Raw genomic sequence first — 18,737 nt, 5'->3', positions numbered from 1 at the left:
CATGCAACCCACCCCCGCATCCACCCCCGCACCCACCCCCTGGTCGCCGCTGCGCGTCGGCGTCTTTCGCGCGCTGTGGATCGCGACCGTCGCGTCCAACGTCGGGTCGTGGATGCACGATGTCGGCGCCAGCTGGATGATGACGTCGCTCAGCCCCGATCCGCTGATGGTCGCGCTGGTCCAGGCCGCCGGCAGCTTGCCGATGTTCCTGTTCGCGCTGCCGTCCGGCGTCATGGCCGATATCGTTGATCGCCGCAAGTATCTGCTGTTTGCGCAGTTGTGGATGCTGGTGGCGGCCGCGGTCCTGGGCGTGCTGGCGATTGCCGGGCTCGTCACGCCGGGCGTGCTGCTGGCGGCAACCTTCGCGCTCAGCATCGGCGCGGCCATGAGCGCGCCGCCGTTCCAGGCCATCGTCCCCGACCTGGTGCCCAAGGCGGAACTGCCCGGGGCCATTGCGCTGAACTCGCTCGGCATCAACATCAGCCGGGCGATCGGTCCGGCCCTGGGCGGCGTGATCCTGAGCCTGTTCGGGCCCCCGGCCGTGTTCCTGCTCAACGCCGTGTCGGTGCTTGGCATCCTGGCGGTGCTGTGGCGCTGGAAGTCGGAACCCGTGGTCAAGCGGCTGCCGCCCGAACACTTCCTGCCCGCCGTGCGCGCCGGCATGCGGTACGTGCATGCCGCGCCGCTGCTGCGGGCGGTCATGGCGCGAGCCATTGCTTTCTTCCTGTTCGGCAGCGCGGCGTGGGCCTTGCTTCCTATCATTGCGCGGCGCGAACTGGGGCTGGGCCCGGGCGGATACGGAGGGCTGCTGGCTGCCATCGGCGTGGGCGCCATTGCTGGCGCGCTGCTCCTGCCAAGGCTGCGCACCCGACTGTCGGCCGATGCGCTGACGGTCGCGGCCAGCCTGGTCTTCGCGGCGTCCACCCTTGCGCTGGGCCTGGTTCGCAACCCGCTGGTCATTGCCGGGGTGCTGCTGTTCTCGGGCTTTGCCTGGATCGCAGTCCTGTCGACCCTGAATGTGGGCGCGCAGCGCAGTTCGGCCGGCTGGGTCAAGGCCCGCGCGCTCGCCACCTACCTGACGGTCTTCTACGGGGCCATGACGGCCGGCAGCGCGCTGTGGGGCAAGCTGGCCGCCATGCTGGGCACCCCCACGTCGTTGATCATTGCAAGCATCGGCATGGCGCTCGCATCGGCCACCGTGCTGCGGTGGCGGCTCGACATGACGCCCGACCTGGACCTGAGCCCGTCGCCGCACCTGGGCGAGCCCTTGCTGGCTGACGAACCCGCCGACGACGCGGGCCCCGTGCTTGTCACCGTCGAATACCAGGTGCAGCCCGCCGATGTGCCGGCCTTCATCCGCGAAGTGCACGGACTGCGCAAGGTGCGCCGGCGCGGCGGGGCGCTGAGCTGGGGCATCTACGAAGACAGTGCCGTGCAGGGCCGCTTCATCGAGACCTTCGTCGTCGAATCCTGGCTGGAGCATCGCCGCCAGCACGACCGCTTCACCCGCAACGATCAACGCATCAAGCAACAGGTCGATGCGTTGCATGTCGGCCCGGCGCGCCCGCGCGTGGCGCACTACGTCGCACCTTCCGGCAAGCCTTCCGAACGCGGCGCCGTCCACCCGACCGACCCGCCGGGCCCCGTCCCGGCGGCGCACTGACCAAGGATCAAAGACCAGGTCAACGCCGACCTGCTTGCTTTCCTCAACCGCTGATTTCCCGTCCGGCCGCCGATGTCGCGCGGCCGGCTTTTACCCTGGAGCCACCATGAGCAATCCCAAACTCGACGTCCTGAGCCCGCACAACTCGCAGATGATCTTCATCGACCATCAGCCGCAAATGGCATTCGGCGTGCAGTCGATCGACCGGCAGGTATTGAAAAACAATACCGTCGCGCTGGCCAAGGCCGCCAAGGTCTTCCAGATCCCGACCATCATCACGACGGTCGAAACGGAAAGTTTTTCGGGCCATACCTATCCCGAACTGCTCGACGTCTTCCCGACCCAGGACATCCTTGAACGCACCTCGATGAACTCGTGGGACGACCAGAAAGTGCGCGATGCACTGGCAAAGAACGGCCGCAAGAAAGTGGTGGTGGCCGGTCTGTGGACGGAAGTCTGCAACAACAGCTTTGCCTTGTGCGCCATGCTGGAAGGCGACTACGAAATCTACATGGTGGCCGATGCGTCGGGCGGCACCAGCAAGGAAGCGCACGACTACGCCATGCAGCGCATGATCCAGGCGGGCGTGGTGCCGGTGACCTGGCAACAGGTCATGCTGGAATGGCAGCGCGACTGGGCCAACCGCGAAACCTACGACGCGGTGATGGATATCGTGAAGGAACATTCCGGCGCCTATGGCATGGGTGTCGACTATGCCTACACGATGGTGCACAAGGCGGCCGCGCGCTTGGCCGGCTCGCACACCACGCTGGCTCCGGTCCACGCGCCCGTGCGCCAAGGCTGACGGCGCAGGCACGGTCCGCGTCATGAGCCGGACCGTGCTGTTCATTCATGACGCGGGCGCGACGCCCGCAGTCTGGGCGCCGTTCGTTCGCCGCTATACCGCCTGCGGATATCGTTGCCATGCGCCGGCCTGGCCGGCGCCGGGCCCCCACGACACCGGCCGCGTGGCGAGTCTTGCCCGCATCGTCGCGGCGCATGCCGCACTTGCGCGGGCGTTGCCCGACCCCCCGCTGCTGATCGGACATGGGATCGGTGGGCTCATTGTGCAGATCCTGCTCGATCGCGGCCTGGGCGCCGCGGGGATTGCCGTCGTGCCTGTGGTGTCGGGCGGTGGATGGCGCGCTGCGCTGGCCTGTCTGCGTGCGGTCGTGTTTGGCGGGTGGGCCTTTGCCGGCCTGTACCGCCAGGCCGCCTTCAGCCGCGACGCGTTCATTGCATTCGACAACGATCATCGCGCGCCGCTCTTGCTCATCGCGGCCGCAAATGACCGTACTATCGGAGCCGGCGCCGTCGCGGCCACCTACCGGCAGCATCGTCTGTCGATCGCCGCCACGGATTTTCGACGCTTCCCCGGGCGCAGCCACTGGCTGATCGCCGAGCCCGGCTGGGAAGCCGTCGCCGATGACGGAATGGAATGGTTTCAGCAGCAATCCGGTCGATCCTGAGCCCTGGCGCGGGCGTGCGACGCCTTCGGCGGCGCACCCGCGCGTCCATTTCATTCATGTCCTCCTTGCTGACCGCGCTCTGCCTGATGGTTGTCGCCTGCGACCTGTCTGCCCGGGGCTTTGACGACCTCGAGCATCGCCGCTGGGCCGCGGCGGATGGCGGCCCGAGCCAGGTCGGCGCGCTTGCGCAGACGTCGGACGGCTATCTGTGGCTGGGCACCAATGCATCTTTGTACCGGTTCGACGGTTTCCGCTTCACCCCCTGCCAGCCTGTGTCTGGCGCGCCACTGGGCATCGTCTCGTCCTTGCTCGCGACCGATGCGGGCTTGTGGATCGGCGAGCGTGCCGGCGGCATTGCCTTCCTGGCCGAGGGAATCTTGCGGCGATACGGAGCGCGGGAAGGCGTCACGGACGGCGTCGTGTACGGCATGGCGCAGGGCAAGGACGGTGCGATCTGGGCGGCCGTCAACGACGGCCTGATGCGCCATGACCAGGGGCAATGGCGAATGGCGGGCAAGGAGTGGAACCTGCCCGGACGGTACAGCCGCGCGGTGTTCGTGGATCGTGACGGCGCCGTGTGGGCAGCCGACGAGTCGGCGCTGTTCTATTTGCCGCCCGGTGCGCGTCGCTTCGTGCCGACGGGTATTGCCGTCGGTTGGGCGAGCCAGATCGTGCAGACGCGTGACGGGGCGGTGTGGATTGCGGAAAGGTATGGCGGCGTGCTGCACGAAGTGCGGGTGCAGGCGGCAAGGGTACCGGCCGCGCCGGCAGCGCAGCCCGCCTCGCCGACGCTGCTTGCGCCGACGTTCACCGTGCGTGGGGTCGCGGTCGGGCAGGGCGTCAACGGCATGCTGACCGACCGGGACGGCGCCTTGTGGGTCAGCACCGCCGGCCAGGGCCTCATTCGTGTCGACGGTGACGCCACGCACCAGTGGAGTGGGCTGCCGGAGGCAAACGGCTCCGGCGCCAACCTCTCGGGGGCCCCCACCTTCCTCGCCACCTTTGGCGCGCGTGACGGCCTCAGCGCGGACTCCATCTGGCCTCTGCTTGAAGATCGGGAAGGCAACGTCTGGGTCGGGACGAGCCGCGGACTGGATCGCTTCCGCCGCCGTACCCTGACGCCGGCCGGCTTTCCCCCGGACGCCCTGAACGTCGCGCTGGCGGCCGGCGGCGATGGCGCGTTGTGGGCGGGGGCCAGCAGCCGGGCGGCCATGCGCCTGCACGACGGCCGGATCGAGACGCTGGCAACGCCGGCCCCGCTGACCAGCGCCATGACAGACAGCACGGGCGTCGTCTGGATGGGTGGCCCGCAAGGCATCTGGCGTTCGCACGGCTCGCGCCTTGAGCGGGTGGCGGGACTGCCATCGCAGGCCGCGCCCGATTCGTCGGTGCGTGCGATGGCGCGCGATCCCGACGGGCGCTTGTGGGTCTCGGTCAACCGCGCCGGGCTGTTCGTGCTGGACAAGGGGGCCTGGACGCCGCATCCAGCGCCCTCGACCCGGCCCAGTCAACGCATGCCGGTCACGGCATCGACGGACCTGAAGGGCACGCTCTGGTTCGGCTATCGCGACAATCTGATCGTGACGCGCGACGCGCGGGGGGACCGGTCCTGGGGCGCGCCCGATGGGCTGAATGTGGGCCACGTCACAGCCATGGCCCATGGCGACGGCAAGACGTGGATCGGCGGACAGTACGGCGTGGCCCTGTTCGACGGCACGCGGTTTCTTGACGTGCTGCGTCCGGCCAACGACGCCTTCGACAACGTGTATGCGCTGATCCTGATACCGGGCAAGCCCGGCGATCCTGGCGTGGGCGATCTGTGGATACAGGCCAAGGCAGGCATTTTCCATGTCCCCGCGTCCGACGTGGAAGCCGCGCTGGCCGATACGCGCACCCCAATCCGCTACCGGTCGGTAGACCGGATCGGCGGCCTGGCGAACGATCCCTATCAGGTGCTGCCCCTGCCAACCGGCGTGCGCGCTGCCGACGGGCGCCTGTGGTTCGCAACCAGCAGCGGTGTCGTCGGCATCGACCCGGCCTTGCGCCGGCCGGCAGACACCGGACCCACCGCCGTCATCGAAACCCTGAGCGCCGATGGCATATCGCTGTCGACACGGCACGCTCTGAAGCTGCCCGCGGACACGCGCCGGATCAACGTCGACTACACCGCGCTCAGCCTGTCGTCGCCCGAAAGCCTGCAGTTTCAGTATCGGCTCGATGGCTACGACCGCGAGTGGCAGGATGTCGGCCCGCAGCGGTCCGCCATATACACGGGCCTGGGTGCGGGCGACTATCGCTTTCGTGTGCGGGCCTTTGACAAGGATGGATTGCCCAGCGCGGCCGAGGCCACCTTGCCGTTCTCGGTGGCGCCGGTCTTCTACCGGCAGTGGGCTTTCCTGCTGTTTGCGGGAGCGGTGCTGGGCACGGTGCTCTGGCTGATGTACCGGATGAACCTGCGGCGATCGGCCGATCAATTGCGTGCGCGGATCGAAGAGCGGTATGCCGAACGCGAACGCATCGCGCGCGAACTGCACGACACGCTGTTGCAGGGGGTGCAGGGCCTGATGCTGCGCTTTCAGGCCGCCGCCGACAAGCTGCCGCCGGATGCGCCGGCGCGGGTGGATCTGGAGCGTGCGCTGGACCGTGCCGACCAGGTGTTGATCGAAGGACGTGACCGGGTGCGCGACCTGCGCCGTCAGCCTGCCGATGACCAGGACGACCTGGCCGCGGTGCTTGCTCGCCTGGCCGATGACCGCGTGCAGCCCGGCCAGCCCAAGCTGCATGTGGGCGTCGAAGGCCTGCCGGTGCCGCTGCATCCCCTGGTGCGCGATGAAGCCGAACGGGTCGCGCGGGAAGCGGTGGCCAACGCCTGCACCCACGCGCACGCCACCCGGATCGAAGTGGTGATGATCTACACATCGCGTGTTTTTGAACTGCGCATCGACGATGATGGCCGGGGCATTGACCCGGCCTGGCTCACGCCGCGCGGCCGTCCCGAGCACTGGGGCCTGCGGGGCATGCACGAACGTGCCGAACGGATCGGCGCAACCCTGACCTTGCGCAGCGCTCCGGCATCGGGCACCCAGATCCGCTTTTGCGTGCCGGCCTCGCGGGCGTATCGCCGTGATATCCACCCGCGCCCGCCCTTACCTTCATCAGGAGTGTCCGTCTCGTGACCACGACCGCTTCCCCCATCCGCGTGCTGGTTGTCGATGACCACCCCTTGCTGCGCGAAGGCATTGCCGCCGTACTTGCAGGCCAGCCGGACATGACGCTCGTGGGGGAAGCCTGCGACGGGAACGAGGCCGTCCGCCGCCATGCCGAGCTGCAGCCCGACGTGACCCTGATGGACCTGCAGATGCCGGGCACCGACGGCATCCACGCCGTGCGCGCGATCCGCGCCATGTCGCCCGACGCCCGTATCGCGATCCTGACCACCTATCGCGGTGACGTGCGCGCGCTGCACGCGATCGAGGCCGGGGCACAGGGGTACTTGCTCAAAAGCGCGCTGCGCAAGGAACTGATCGAAGCCATCCGCACGCTGGCTGCGGGCCGCCGCTACTTTCCCGCCGAGATCGCCGCCGAACTGGCCAACCACATCGGCAAGGACACCCTGACGCCGCGCGAAGTACAGGTGCTCCAACTGCTGGCCGGCGGCTACGCGAACAAGCAGGCCGCCGCCGAACTGGGCGTGTCGGAGGACACCATCAAGGGCCACGTCAGCAGCCTCATGGACAAACTGGGCGCGGCGAATCGCACGCACGCCGTGGCGCTTGGCATCGAGCGCGGCATTATTGCGGTCTGACGCAGCGCGTTCCGCGTGCGCCGTCACCCCTCATTCGTGGGGGGTGGTTTCCCCTCATGGCGGTGTGGGCGCGCGGGCCAATGCCGGGCATCATCGCTGTGGTAGGGCCGAGCACGTCGGCCGTCGTGCAAGGAGCGCGCAGCATGAGCCGAGAGCAAGCCAGCCTCCTCGAAAGAGGTGCCGACGAACCCTTCGTCGACCGCACCATCGCCTGTATTGCGATCGATGACGTCGCGGCCTTGCTGTCCGACGCACAGTCGGTCCTGGGCACCAATGCCGCCGCAGCCTGCGAGTACCTGGTCCGCGCGGTGGCCTTGTTGCGCGACGCTGCCACCATCGACCCCGTCGCGGACACGCCGTGCCGCAGCCGCGGGCTGGCGCCGTGGCAAATGAAGCGGTTGACGGCCCACATCGACCTGCACCTGGGCACCCGCCTGCGCACTGCCGATCTTGCCGCGGTAGCAGGATTGAGCGTCAGTCATTTTTGTCACGCGTTCAAGTCGACGGTGGGTGTGCCGCCCGCCGCCTATGTCGGCCGCCGCCGCATCGAGGCCGCCCGCGCGATGATCGAGGCAACGGACGAGCCCCTGACGCGCATCGCGCATCTGCATGGTTTCTGCGACCAGTCACATTTTACGCGGACCTTCCGTCGTGAACTTGGCATGGCGCCGCAGGCCTGGCGGCGGCTGAAGGGGGCAAGGCAATCGCAGGCTTGATGTATAACCTTAGGCCATGTCCGTACATACCTTGGGAGAAATGCATGGCAGGCACAGTGACTTCCGTCCTTGCGATCGGCGCGTCCGGCAAGAACGCGGGCTTCGTGGTTCCCGAATTGGCGCGTCGCGGGGTAGCGGTGCGCGGCATGGTGCGCGATGCGGCGACGACGCAGCGGGTGCATGAGCAGGGAGCGGGCGAGGTCGTGGTCGGCGACTTGCGCGATCACGCGAGCCTGGTCGCTGCCATGCGCGGAATGGATGCCGTCTACTACATGGCGCCTGCTTTCTTCCCCGATGAGTCCGAGGTGGGGAAGGGCGTGGTCGCCGCAGCCGTCGAGGCCGGCGTGCAGCGTTTCGTGTTTTCGGGAGTCATCCACCCGATGTTGAGTCGCCTTGTGAATCACGCGGCCAAGCCTCCGGTGGAAGAAGCCATCATTGCGTCCGGCATGGAATTCACTTTGCTGCAGCCGACGGTGTTCTACCAGAACCTGTCGCATGCGTGGCACAAGGTCGTGGAGACTGGCGTGCTGGCCGAGCCCTGGGCGCTGGGCACCCGGCACACGCGCGTGGACTACCGCGACGTGGCGGAAGTGGCGGCGATCGCCTGCACCGGTGATGCGCTGGTCAACGGGACGTTCGAACTGGTTGCGACTGCGCCGATGACGCGTAGCGATGTAGCTGCCCTGATGGCCGACGTGCTGGGCCGCGACGTGCGCGCGGACGTGCTGCCCGTCGAGACGGCGATCGCGCCCTTCCCGCCGGCGCGGCAGGCTGCGATGGTCAGGATGTTTGCCTGGTATGACGAACATGGGCTCATGGGAAATAGGCTGGCGCTGCGGACCATCCTGGACCGGGAGCCGCGCACCTTGCGCGCGTACTTCGAGGAACTGGCGGCGTCCCCGGCACACTGACCCGGGTGGAAGGGCAGGCGCACCGGCCGGGCGCGCTACTTGCTGAGCATGGATGAGTACCGACTTTATCTTTGGAGCACACCATGCGATTTACCCATGCGGTCCTGGGCGCCACTGCGTCCTGCCTGGTCCTGATGTCATCGAGCGTGATGTCGCAATCGACCGCACCTGCCAAGACGCCGGCACCTGCCGCGTCGGCAAGCAAGGCCTCGGCCGATCTGTCTGCCGGTGACAAGCGTTTTCTGGACAACACCGCGCAATCGGGCTATTCGGAAGTCGAGGGCAGCAAGATCGCGCTCGAAAAGACCAAGAGCCCGAAGATCCGCGCGTACGCGCAGCGCATGATCAAGGATCATGGCGCCATGCAGAAGGACCTGGAAGCACTGGCCAAGCGCAAGGGCTACGAACTGCCGACCGAGCCGTCGCTGGCGCAGCGCGCGCAACTGAAGGCGCTGGGGGCACTGAACGGCACCGAGTTCGAAAAGATGTATTCGAGCCATATCGCGATCGCGGGGCACGACAACACGGTGCTGGCATTCCAGAACGCCACGACGCAGACCGAGGATCCTGATGTCCAGGCGTTTGCCAAAAAGCACATCGGCATGCTGCGTGATCATCTGGATGGCGCGCGCCAGATCGGACCCACCGACCACGGCATGTAAGCCCGTATAAAGCGCTACAGGCCCGAGGGCCAGGTTTCCGCGGCGCCATAGCGGTGCTCGCCCGGCAAGGGCGTCACCGCATGCGTCTCGGCAATCCACACCAGCGCATCGAACTGATCGGCCAGGCATGCACTGGCATAGTGGCTCAGCAATTCCGTGTCGGGCCGATAGATGACCCCGATGAATCGCTCGAGTCGCGACCTGGCAAGATAGTCACGCAACGGGCCGCGCCGCGCGGCCTGCAGGTCCAGCATGAACCGGGGCAGACCGGTTTTGAACAGGCAGTGTTCATGGCTGTCGTCGCGTGATGGCAGTACCTGCTTGATTTCCATGGGTCCATCCCAGTCCGAGGCAGCGGCGACCGTCCCCGTGTGGGTGCCAAAGCCGATCAATACCGCCTCCTCGCCATACCGTTCGCGGCACAGCTGTCCGAGATTGAACTCGTCGCGGCGCCGCCCCATGTCCGTGGCCGCGGCGTTGCCGATGTGCGAGTTATGGGCCCACACCACCGCTTTGGCATCGGGCCCATTGGTCGACAACAGCGTGTCCAGCGTCTCGAACATGTGGGTGTCGCGGAGGTTCCAGCTGTGCGCGGACCCCTGATACAGCGTGCGGTAATACCTTTCGGCCGACGCCACCAGCCGCGCGTTCTGCGCCGCATCGAAAAAGCGGGGGTCCTTGCGGACATAGTCCAGCCGCTTGTCCAGCAGCGCCTGCAACTGCTCCAGCACCGGCGCTTCGCAGGTGGCGCGCGCGCGATCCCATGCCGAACTCGCATATTGCACCGGGTCGTCGCGCCAGCGTTCCAGGCAGCTGTATCGCTCGCGTGCGTGGGCGGCTGCGTCGGGATCCACATCGTCCAGATACGCGAGCACGGCTGACATCGAACTGGCCATGCTGTACATGTCGAGTCCAAAGAATCCCGCGCGTTCGCCCAGCGGCCGGTCGGCATTGAAGTCGTGGAGCCAGTCAACGAAATCGCGGACATCGGTATTGCGCCACATCCATTCCGGAAAACGGCTGAACGGTTCATGGTCGTCGCGCAGCGCGGGCCGTGCGCGCACATGGGCATCGATGACGGCGGCGTCAGGCCAGTCTGCTTCAACGGCCACCAGACGAAAGCCATGCCGGTCGATCAAGCGGCGCGTGATCGCCGCCCGCGCCTGGTAGAACTCTGACGTGCCGTGGCTGGCTTCCCCGAGCAGCACGACGCGTGCGTTTCCATAGCGATCGAACCATTCCTGGAAGGCCGCCGAGTCGAAGTCGGTAAAGGGAACCGCAGCCTCCCGCAGCAAGGCCTCGGGCCGGGATGACGTCGATGTCGATGATGAGGCGAAGTAAGACACGGGGCTCTCCTGCGATGAAATCAGCACCCGCCTGCACGCATCCCGCATGCCCGACCGCACACGACAGTGTGATGACGATAAATATATTGACGCGTCGCAACCCGTATATTTATAGTGAACCCACTTCCTTGTCACCGGCCCGGGCGTTCTGCGCGGGCCGGCGACGCCACACCGCAGCGTCCTTTCATGTCGCCTGTGGGTCGCGCTTCATTCCTCTGATCCGCCGGATGCTACCGGCCGCATTTGTCCATTTGTGCCTCGCTGCGCAAGCGTTTCTGCGCGCGTCCGTTTTCGATCCACACGGCAGTGCCATAAAAAAACGCCACGACGCAAGAAAGCATCACGGGGGAGACGTCCGGGTATCCATGACTCAACGCACACGGGGAACACCATGAAAGTGACGCACTTCCTGAGCTTGTCCGCAACGATCTGCCTGCTCGCCGGCGCGTCCGCGGCCCAGGCGCAGTCCTGGCCGCAACGTCCCATCCGTTTCATCGTGCCCTTCGCCGCGGGCGGCAGCACCGACAGCATTGCGCGCATCACGGCCGAACGGCTGTCGGTGGCATTGGGTCAGCCAGTGGTGCTGGAGAACAAGCCGGGTGCGAGCGGCCTGATTGCCGTGCAGACCGTGCAGCGCGCTCCATCGGACGGCTACACGCTGCTGGTGGCCGCCATGCCGGTGATCGTGATCCTGCCAAAGATTTCGCCGGTCCCGTTCGATCCGCTCAAGGACTTCGTACCCATCACCAACTTTGCGACCAATCCCTTCCTGCTCGCTGTCAGCAAGAACGTACCCGTCAACAGCGTGAAGGAACTGGTCGACTATGCCAGACCGCAACCCGGCAAACTCAACTTTGCGTCGGGCGGGTCCGGCAGCGTCTCGCATCTGTCAGGCGCGTTGTTCGTCAAGCGCGCCGAGCTCGACATGATGCACATCAGCTACAAGGGCGACGTGCCGGCCGTGGCGGCCATGATCGCAGGCGACGTCACGATGTACTTTGGCAACGTGCCCGTGCTGGCGCCCCAGGCCAAGGCGGGCAACATCAAGCTGCTTGGCGTGACCAGCGACACGCGCCTTCCGGAACTGCCCGAGGTGCCGACCATCGCGGAGACCTTCCCGGGCTTTCGCACGCTGACCTGGAACGGGCTCATGGCGCCTGCCGGGACGCCCGCAGCCATCGTTGATCGCATTGCCATGGAAGTGAAAAAGATTGCGGCCGACCCGACCTACCAGGAACGCATGAAGCAATTGGGCGTGCAGATCGTTGCCGATACGCCCGCCGAATTCCGCAAGGCGATCAGCGCCGACATCGAGCTGTTCGCCGACGCGATCCGGTCGGCCAACCTCAAGGTCCAGTGAGCCAGACGACAGGCATGCGGACATCCGGCCAGGCCAGCGTGGACGACGCGGCGACCTACGATTATGTGATCGTGGGCGGGGGGTCGGCGGGCTGCGTGCTCGCCAACCGATTGACGCAGGATGCGGGCGTGACGGTGCTCCTGCTCGAAGCCGGGGGGTGGGACAACGACCCGCTGATCCACATTCCCCTGGGCCTGGGCCGGATGCTGCAGAAGCGTTCACACGACTGGGGCTACGCCAGCGAGCCCCAGGACGAGACGGCAGGCCGCCGCATCGAGTGCGCGCGCGGCAAGGTGATCGGCGGATCATCGTCGATTAACGCGCTGGCCTATGTGCGCGGGCATCGCAGCGACTTCGATCGATGGGCGGCGCGCTATGGGCTGACCGAGTGGGACGCCGCGCACACGTTGCCGTACTTCCTGCAACTGGAAGACTGGCAGGGACCCGCCAGCCCGTGGCGGGGCAAGGGCGGTCCCATCACCACGCGATACTCCACCTATCAGGATCCTTTGATCTCTGCCTATCTGGCCGCGGCAGGCGAAGCAGGGCACGCCTTGCGGAACGACCTGAATGGCAAGGAACTGTCCGGCTTCGGGCGCTCGCAGGTCACGATCCGCAACGGCCGGCGCTGCAGCAATGCGGTGGCCTACCTGCGGCCGGCCATGAAGCGCCGTGGGCTGACGGTGCGCACCCACGCGTTGGTCACGCGGATCGACATGACCGGCGACCGTGCCACGGGCGTGGCCTACGTTCGTCATGGCACGCCTCATGTCGCGTTGGCACGCCGCGAAGTGCTCCTTGCGGGCGGGGTCATCAACACACCGCAATTGTTGATGTTGTCAGGTATTGGTGATCCGGCCTTGATGGCGCCGCATGGCATCGCCACGCATACGCCGCTGCGCGGTGTCGGGCGCAATCTGCAAGACCACATCGCCGTGCTGCTGAGCTTTGCGCGCAAGGCGGCGGGCCCGTTCCCGGACCGCATGCGCGCCGACCGCGTCGTCGGGGACCTGGCGCGCGCGTGGCTCTTCGGCGCCGGCGCGGCGACCAATGTACCGGGCGGCGCAGCAGGGTACGAGACCACGCGCCCGGGTCTGGAAGGTCCCGACGTGCAGTACCTGATGGCGGCCGCGCCTTTTCACGCGCAGCCGTGGATGCGCCCCTGGCGCGCGCCGTTCGACGATGGTTTTGCGGTGCGGGTGGTCGCGCTGCATCCGGAAAGCCGCGGCCAGGTGACGCTGGCCAGCGCGGCGCCCGATGCACGGGCGGTCGTCCACCAGAACTTCCTTGCGCACGACGCCGAGTGGGCCAGCCTGCGCGCGGGGATCCGGTCGGTACGCCGCATCATGGGCCAGCCGTCCATGCAACCCTTCGTGGGTGAAGAACGCATGCCCGGCCCGGCCTGCCTGGACGACGACGCCTTGGATGCGCACATCCGCCAGACGGCCATTACGGTCCATCATCCTTGCGGGACCTGCCGCATGGGCGCCGCGGACGATCCCGATGCGGTGGTCGATGCCCAACTGCGTGTGCGAGGCCTGCAGGGGCTGCGCATCGTCGACGCCTCGGTCATGCCGGACCTGATCGGTGGCAACATCAATGCGACGGTCACGATGATCGCCGAAAAGGCGGCGGACCTGATCCGGGGCCGCGGGCCGCTGGCGCCCTGGCTTCCCGAAGGCACGACGCCTTCGTCCCCACTGTGGAGAAACGCATGACATCCCTGACGGCAAAACTGCTGATCAATGGCGAACTGGTCGGAGCCTCGGACGGCGCCGAAATGGACTCGGTCAATCCTGCCGATGAGTCCCTGCTGGGCCGCGCAGCGCATGCCACCACGACCGATGTCGCCGATGCCGTCAAGGCGGGCGAAGCGGCATGGCCCGCGTGGCATGCACTGGGTGTGGACCGCCGCGCCGAGGTGATGCGCACGTTGGCTGCACGCATCCGTGACCGCAAGGAAGAGATCGCGCGCACCGAGACGCGCGACACCGGCAATCTGTATCGCGCCATGCTGGGCGATGTCGAACGCGCCGCGTCGCGCATCGAGTTCTACGCCGGCCTGGGCCACGCGATGACGGGCCACACCTATCCGGCCACGCCCAATCACATGCACCTGTCGGAGCGTGAACCCTTCGGTACGGTGGGCCGCATCGTGGCCTTCAACCATCCCTTCTACTTCCTGGCGTCGCGGGTGGGCGCGCCCCTGATCGCGGGTAATGCGATGGTGTTGAAGAGCCCCGATCAGGCGCCGCTGTCGGGCGGCATCTTTGGCGAGATCTGCCGCGATGTGCTGCCTCCGGGGGTGGTCAACATCGTGCACGGCAGCGGCGCACAGACAGGGGATGCGCTGGTGCGCGACCCGCGCGTGAAGCGGCTGGGTTTCATCGGATCGGTCGGCACCGCCAAGGCCATACAGCGGTCGGCGGCGGAAGTGGCCATCAAACACATCACGCTGGAACTGGGCGGCAAGAACATGATGGTCGTGCTGCCCGATGCCGACCTGGACAAGGCCGCGGCGCTGGCGGTGGCCGGCATGAACTTCGAATGGCAGGGCCAGTCCTGCGGCTCGACCAGCTGCCTGATGCTGCATGAGTCCATCCACGATGCCGTGCTCGAGCGCATCGTGGCGCGCATGAAGACCATCCACGTGGGCGATCCGTTTGAAGCCGGCTCGGGCATGGGCCCGCTCATCAGCGCCGCGCATCACGGCAAGGTGATGTCTGCCATCCAGAAAGGCACCCAGCAGGGCGCGCGGCTGCGTGTCGGCGGCGAGCGGCCGTCAGGCAGCGCCTTTGCAAAAGGGTACTGGGTCGCGCCGACGCTGTTCAGCGACGTGGACCCGGGCAGCGCACTGGCTACCGAAGAAATCTTCGGCCCGGTGCTCAGCGTCGTGCGCTGGTCCACGCCCGATGACGTGTTGAAGATGGATGCCGCCTCGTCGCTGGGGCTGACGGCCTCGGTGGTTGCCACCGACGTCAGCAAGGCCATGGCCTTCGCGCGACGTTTGAGGGTCGGCTACGTCTGGATCAATTGCGTCGGGCCGCACTACACCGGCGTGCCGTACGGCGGCTTCAAGAACAGCGGCGTGGGGCGTGAAGAAGGGCTGGAGGAAATCCTGAGCTACACCGACCTGAAGTCGATCACGATCGCAGTGCCCGATCTGTCGGCGTGATGCGCCGGTGACCCGATTTCGGATGAGGCTGTTAGGAGGACGGCCCAAAGCCGGATGCAGGATGGGCGGGCGTAGGCACGCGGTTTACGCTTCAGGGGTCGGGTAAGTCGCAGTCTGCGGTTGCCCTCATTGCCCGCTCTCGGGAGCCGCCTCATGCCTGCCCATTCCGTTCTGACCCAGCCTGCGCTGGTCTCGTCCCCGCTGACGCTACCCGTGCTGCGCGATCCGTATTCCGTCGCCTACCTGCGCGGTGGCGCGGTCGACGCCGTGCGCACCGCGATCTTCGTGCTGCTTGAACGCGGTGCGCTGATCCAGTCCGGGCCCATGCTGGTGCGCGCCCGCCGCATCGACGCGTTCGGACTGCGGCCGCTGGAGCGCCGGGTGCTCGACCGGTACAGCGTGCCGCACACCCTGGGCACCGTGCTGCACGACGTCTCTTTCCTGGAGCACGCGACGGCCGACTGCGACGCCACGCTGAAGGCGGCGGGCCTCCTCGATCGGCGTCCGCCGCCCGACCTGGCCACCCAACGCGCGTTGCGCTGGGCGCTGGTCTGTCTGCTGGGGCTGTTCGCCGTCGGTATCGCCTGGATGTCAGTGGGGTGGGTCGTCAACCTCTGGATGGGCGCCGCAGCGCCGTTGGACAGCGGGACCACCGTAGGTCTGGCCGGATGGACGGCGCAGGCTGCGGCCAGCCTGCCCCTGGCCGCGACGGCCTATCTGATGTTGAAGCCTGCCCGGCGGCGCGTGACCCGTGCCGGACGGGAGGCGCTGGCCGAGGTGACGGATCAGCACCGGTTCCGTCTGGCGCTGGGTCCGCAGGAACATGCCGGCATGGACGACGCCTTGTGGCTGGCAGCAGTGGTCGGCGTGGCCGCCTTGCCGGCAGATCAGTATCCAGCCGCGCACGTCGTCATGTCGCGCGGCCCAGCACCGGGCACGGCTGGTCAGCGCAACACGCGATCCAGCAGTCCGCGCACGCCGCCGCGTCGTTTGTCGGGCGTCTCGAACACGACGTTGAACAGCCTGCGGTAACTGCTGGCCGGGCAGGTGAGGGCACGTACGCCGTGCCAGGCGTCCGCCGTGTTCTTGAACAGAAAGCTGCGGTTGTCGCGAATGTCCATCGCGTACTCGCCCGTGAAATCACCGAAGTCGGGATTCATGGCCGGCACCTGCTTGCCGTCCAGGGCCAGGATGCTGCCGCCCCATTCCTCCCGCCAGTCTTCCTTCGTGTTGAAGTAGAAGATGTGCGTGCCGACCTTGTCGCGCGCGTCCAGGTGAGGTGAGACCTCGGACCCCGTCGTCCCGACGTGCCAAGCAAAGCGCGTGACCAGCCTATCGGTGCCCAGCGCTTTCACAATAAAACGCCGGTAGGTCTCGTCGGTTTTCAATTCTTCGATAAAGGCCTGCCAGACCTCGGGCAGGCGATCGTGCGTCGTGTTGCCGGCATCGCCGGTCAACCCATAGTCCCCTTTGCCTTGCCGATGGTAGATCGACGTTTCGTACGCCAGGTAATAGCGGTCGTGCGGCCGTTGCCCGTGGCTGCGCACCAGGCCATCGTGCCGCTCGAAGGCGGTCAACGGTGGAAAGGTGGCGTTCAGTTCTGCAAAGGCATCGTCCGTCAGCATCTGGCGAAAGTCCGCCCAGGGAAAAGCGGCGCTGGTGGCAAGGCGCTGGGCCTCGGCATCGGTCAGGGCGGAGTCGCGAAGAAAGCGGGGCATGGTGGCAACCGGAGAAAAATCGAGCTTGCTGATCATAATCCTGCCGGGCACAGGGCGGCATGCCTTGAATGTCGAATTTGTGTCGAATAGGCCGGTGACAAAAATTCGACACGCGCCCCGGAGAATGCGTCAGGTCGTGTTCTTTCGAGTCGGTCATGCCGCTGTCCCTTCCCATTGCCGCGCCGCTGGCCGGGCTACGCACCGCGGCGCACCTTGCCTTGCGGCGCATGGACGAGGCCCTTGCAGTCCCCCGGTCGCCCCGCCGCATCGTCCTCTTGCTGACCGCCTGGTTGATGTTGTCCACCAATTGGACATTGTGGCTGGACATCGCAAGGCTGAGCACGGGTGGCATGGCGACGCTGCATGCGCTTGCGGCAATGGGCGTGCTGACCGCTAGCGCGACGGCGGCCATGCTGATGTTGACGGCCTGGCCGCGTGGCATGAAGCCGGTCTGGTTCACGGTCGTGCTGATCGCGGCGTTCGCGCAGCACTACATGCTGACCTACCACGTGGTGATGGATCCCACGATGATGGTCAACGTGATGCAGACAGACGTGCATGAAGCGCGCGACATGTTGAGCGCGCGGCTGCTGGTGGATGTGCTCTTGGTCGCCGGCCCGGCCGGGTGGGCGCTCTGGCGCGTGCGCATCGCACGGCAAGGCGCCTGGACTCACGTGTGGCGCAATGCGGTGCTGCTGGTGGCGGCGCTGGCGGTGGGCCTTGGGGCAGGCATGCTGGGATTCCGCGCGTTGGGGCCACTGATGCGCAACAACGTCGAACTGCGCTACACCGTGAATCCGCTGTCCAGCATCTACTCGACACTCAAGCAGGCGTCGGATTCCGTGCGAAGCAAGGGGCCGCTTGCCATCATCAGCGGCGACGCCGACCTGGGTGCCACCTATGTGGGCAATACCCGGCCGCCGCTGTTCGTGCTGGTCGTCGGCGAAACGGCACGCGGCGACCATTTCAGCCTGAACGGGTACGGCCGTCTGACCAATCCGCGGCTGGCCCAGGCCGGGGTGCTCAGCTGGACGCATCTGCAATCGTGCGGAACCAGTACGGCCGCGTCGGTACCCTGCATGTTCTCGCCGCTTGGCAAATCAGGCTTCGAAGCGCGCAAGAACGACAGTGAAAACCTGCTGGACGTGCTGTCGGCGGCGGGCCTGGCCGTGTTGTGGATCGACAATCAATCGGGCTGCAAGGGCGTGTGCGCGCGCGTGCCATCGGCATCCACCGCCTGCGATGCCGACGAATGCCTGGACGACGTCCTGCTGCAGGGGCTCGACGCGCGCATCGCCGCGCTGCCAGCCGAACGGCGCGCCAGGGGAATCGTTGTCGTTCTCCACCAGATCGGAAGCCACGGTCCGGCCTACAGCCGGCGGTCGGGACCAACATCGAAACACTTTCTTCCGGAATGCCGGAACGTCACGCTGTCGGCGTGCACCCATGACGAACTCGTCAACGCTTTCGATAACAGCACCGTGGCCACCGACGCCATGCTGGCCGACACCATTGTCTGGTTGCGCGGACAATCGGCGCACTTCGACACGGGCATGCTCTACATGAGCGACCATGGCGAGTCGCTGGGCGAAAACGGCCTCTTCCTGCACGGCATGCCCTATGTGTTCGCCCCCGACGAACAGAAGCATGCGGCCATGATCGCGTGGCTCAACGGCGGACTTGCCGCGCGCACCGGCGTGCGGGCCGAGTGTGTCGCCCAGGGCCTGGCGCGGCCCGTCACCCACGACGTCCTGTATCACACGGTGCTCGGACTCATGGATGTGCACAGCGCCACCTACCGGCCGTCGCTGGACGTGCTGGAAGGGTGCCGCAGCGCCGGGTGATGCGTTGGCGCGGTCGGGCGGGTTTTACACCTGGTTGCGCCGTCAGGGGCAACGGGCGTGCGAGGATA

15 protein-coding genes are annotated in these 18,737 nt (G+C 66.8%); 13 read left to right on the top strand and 2 right to left on the bottom strand.

All coding sequences use genetic code 11. From position 1 onward, the window contains the following. Position 1: 1 nt before the first annotated feature. From IE116_RS07005 to IE116_RS06970, 8 genes are all read left to right on the top strand, one after another. Positions 2–1,663, top strand: coding sequence for an MFS transporter (locus IE116_RS07005; protein ID WP_189610998.1), 1,662 nt, complete (start codon positions 2–4; stop codon positions 1,661–1,663). A gap of 106 nt (positions 1,664–1,769) precedes the next feature. Beyond that, positions 1,770–2,468 (top strand): hydrolase, encoded by a 699-nt coding sequence (locus tag IE116_RS07000; RefSeq protein WP_189610997.1) that lies wholly within the window; start codon positions 1,770–1,772, stop codon positions 2,466–2,468. Between the two features lie 22 nt (positions 2,469–2,490). Continuing rightward, positions 2,491–3,132, top strand: a complete 642-nt coding sequence (locus IE116_RS06995) for an alpha/beta hydrolase (protein WP_189610994.1) — start codon at positions 2,491–2,493, stop codon at positions 3,130–3,132. 56 nt (positions 3,133–3,188) lie between these two features. Further along, positions 3,189–6,308 carry a sensor histidine kinase gene (locus IE116_RS06990; protein ID WP_189610992.1) on the top strand — a complete coding sequence of 1,040 codons (3,120 nt, stop codon included), beginning with the start codon at positions 3,189–3,191 and terminating at the stop codon, positions 6,306–6,308. Beyond that, positions 6,305–6,937 (top strand): response regulator, encoded by a 633-nt coding sequence (locus IE116_RS06985; protein WP_189610990.1) that lies wholly within the window; start codon positions 6,305–6,307, stop codon positions 6,935–6,937. Before IE116_RS06990 ends, IE116_RS06985 begins: the two co-directional genes overlap by 4 nt. Positions 6,938–7,080: 143 nt before the next feature. Next, positions 7,081–7,653, top strand: coding sequence for a helix-turn-helix transcriptional regulator (locus IE116_RS06980; protein WP_189610988.1), 573 nt, complete (start codon positions 7,081–7,083; stop codon positions 7,651–7,653). Between the two features lie 44 nt (positions 7,654–7,697). Next, positions 7,698–8,564: an SDR family oxidoreductase gene (locus IE116_RS06975; RefSeq protein WP_189610986.1), complete on the top strand. Its 867-nt coding sequence runs from the start codon at positions 7,698–7,700 to the stop codon at positions 8,562–8,564. 83 nt (positions 8,565–8,647) lie between these two features. Then, a complete protein-coding gene (locus IE116_RS06970) occupies positions 8,648–9,226 on the top strand; it encodes a DUF4142 domain-containing protein (RefSeq protein WP_189610984.1) in 579 nt (192 codons plus the stop codon). A gap of 14 nt (positions 9,227–9,240) precedes the next feature. Here IE116_RS06970 and IE116_RS06965 read toward each other — a convergent pair whose 3' ends face one another. After that, positions 9,241–10,572, bottom strand: coding sequence for an erythromycin esterase family protein (locus IE116_RS06965; protein ID WP_229828032.1), 1,332 nt, complete (start codon positions 10,570–10,572; stop codon positions 9,241–9,243). A 391-nt stretch (positions 10,573–10,963) separates the two neighbouring features. On the opposite strand from IE116_RS06965, the gene IE116_RS06960 reads away from it, so the two are divergent. The 4 genes from IE116_RS06960 to IE116_RS06945 all read left to right on the top strand — a co-directional run bounded on the left by IE116_RS06960 (position 10,964) and on the right by IE116_RS06945 (position 16,139). Then, on the top strand, positions 10,964–11,932 hold the full coding sequence (locus IE116_RS06960; RefSeq protein ID WP_189610979.1) for a Bug family tripartite tricarboxylate transporter substrate binding protein: 969 nt from the start codon (positions 10,964–10,966) through the stop codon (positions 11,930–11,932). Between the two features lie 14 nt (positions 11,933–11,946). After that, positions 11,947–13,650: a GMC family oxidoreductase gene (locus IE116_RS06955; RefSeq protein WP_189610977.1), complete on the top strand. Its 1,704-nt coding sequence runs from the start codon at positions 11,947–11,949 to the stop codon at positions 13,648–13,650. Then, complete coding sequence (locus tag IE116_RS06950) at positions 13,647–15,107, top strand: aldehyde dehydrogenase family protein (protein WP_189610975.1); 1,461 nt, start codon at positions 13,647–13,649, stop codon at positions 15,105–15,107. Before IE116_RS06955 ends, IE116_RS06950 begins: the two co-directional genes overlap by 4 nt. Positions 15,108–15,260: 153 nt before the next feature. Further along, positions 15,261–16,139, top strand: a complete 879-nt coding sequence (locus tag IE116_RS06945; RefSeq protein WP_189610973.1) for a TIGR04222 domain-containing membrane protein — start codon at positions 15,261–15,263, stop codon at positions 16,137–16,139. Here IE116_RS06945 and IE116_RS06940 read toward each other — a convergent pair. Continuing rightward, the gene (locus tag IE116_RS06940) at positions 16,052–16,825 is read right to left on the bottom strand and encodes a 2OG-Fe(II) oxygenase (RefSeq protein ID WP_189610971.1); all 774 of its coding nucleotides are present in this window, start codon (positions 16,823–16,825) and stop codon (positions 16,052–16,054) included. The two genes, IE116_RS06945 and IE116_RS06940, sit on opposite strands and share 88 nt — an antisense overlap. 155 nt (positions 16,826–16,980) lie before the next feature. On the opposite strand from IE116_RS06940, the gene IE116_RS06935 reads away from it, so the two are divergent. Further along, a complete protein-coding gene (locus tag IE116_RS06935) occupies positions 16,981–18,669 on the top strand; it encodes a phosphoethanolamine transferase (protein ID WP_229828031.1) in 1,689 nt (562 codons plus the stop codon). Positions 18,670–18,737 lie beyond the last annotated feature (68 nt).

This window comes from Pigmentiphaga litoralis (assembly GCF_014651835.1).
GTDB classification, from domain to species: domain Bacteria; phylum Pseudomonadota; class Gammaproteobacteria; order Burkholderiales; family Burkholderiaceae_B; genus Pigmentiphaga; species Pigmentiphaga litoralis.
This window is presented reverse-complemented; position numbering and strand designations above follow the sequence as displayed.

Coding starts and splice junctions, on each gene's coding strand:
- IE116_RS07005 (WP_189610998.1), top strand. CDS start 2: ATGCAACCCACCCCCGCATCCACCCCCGCACCCACCCCCTGGTCGCCG.
- IE116_RS07000 (WP_189610997.1), top strand. CDS start 1,770: ATGAGCAATCCCAAACTCGACGTCCTGAGCCCGCACAACTCGCAGATG.
- IE116_RS06995 (WP_189610994.1), top strand. CDS start 2,491: ATGAGCCGGACCGTGCTGTTCATTCATGACGCGGGCGCGACGCCCGCA.
- IE116_RS06990 (WP_189610992.1), top strand. CDS start 3,189: ATGTCCTCCTTGCTGACCGCGCTCTGCCTGATGGTTGTCGCCTGCGAC.
- IE116_RS06980 (WP_189610988.1), top strand. CDS start 7,081: ATGAGCCGAGAGCAAGCCAGCCTCCTCGAAAGAGGTGCCGACGAACCC.
- IE116_RS06975 (WP_189610986.1), top strand. CDS start 7,698: ATGGCAGGCACAGTGACTTCCGTCCTTGCGATCGGCGCGTCCGGCAAG.
- IE116_RS06970 (WP_189610984.1), top strand. CDS start 8,648: ATGCGATTTACCCATGCGGTCCTGGGCGCCACTGCGTCCTGCCTGGTC.
- IE116_RS06960 (WP_189610979.1), top strand. CDS start 10,964: ATGAAAGTGACGCACTTCCTGAGCTTGTCCGCAACGATCTGCCTGCTC.
- IE116_RS06955 (WP_189610977.1), top strand. CDS start 11,947: ATGCGGACATCCGGCCAGGCCAGCGTGGACGACGCGGCGACCTACGAT.
- IE116_RS06950 (WP_189610975.1), top strand. CDS start 13,647: ATGACATCCCTGACGGCAAAACTGCTGATCAATGGCGAACTGGTCGGA.
- IE116_RS06945 (WP_189610973.1), top strand. CDS start 15,261: ATGCCTGCCCATTCCGTTCTGACCCAGCCTGCGCTGGTCTCGTCCCCG.
- IE116_RS06940 (WP_189610971.1), bottom strand. CDS start 16,825: ATGCCCCGCTTTCTTCGCGACTCCGCCCTGACCGATGCCGAGGCCCAG.
- IE116_RS06935 (WP_229828031.1), top strand. CDS start 16,981: ATGCCGCTGTCCCTTCCCATTGCCGCGCCGCTGGCCGGGCTACGCACC.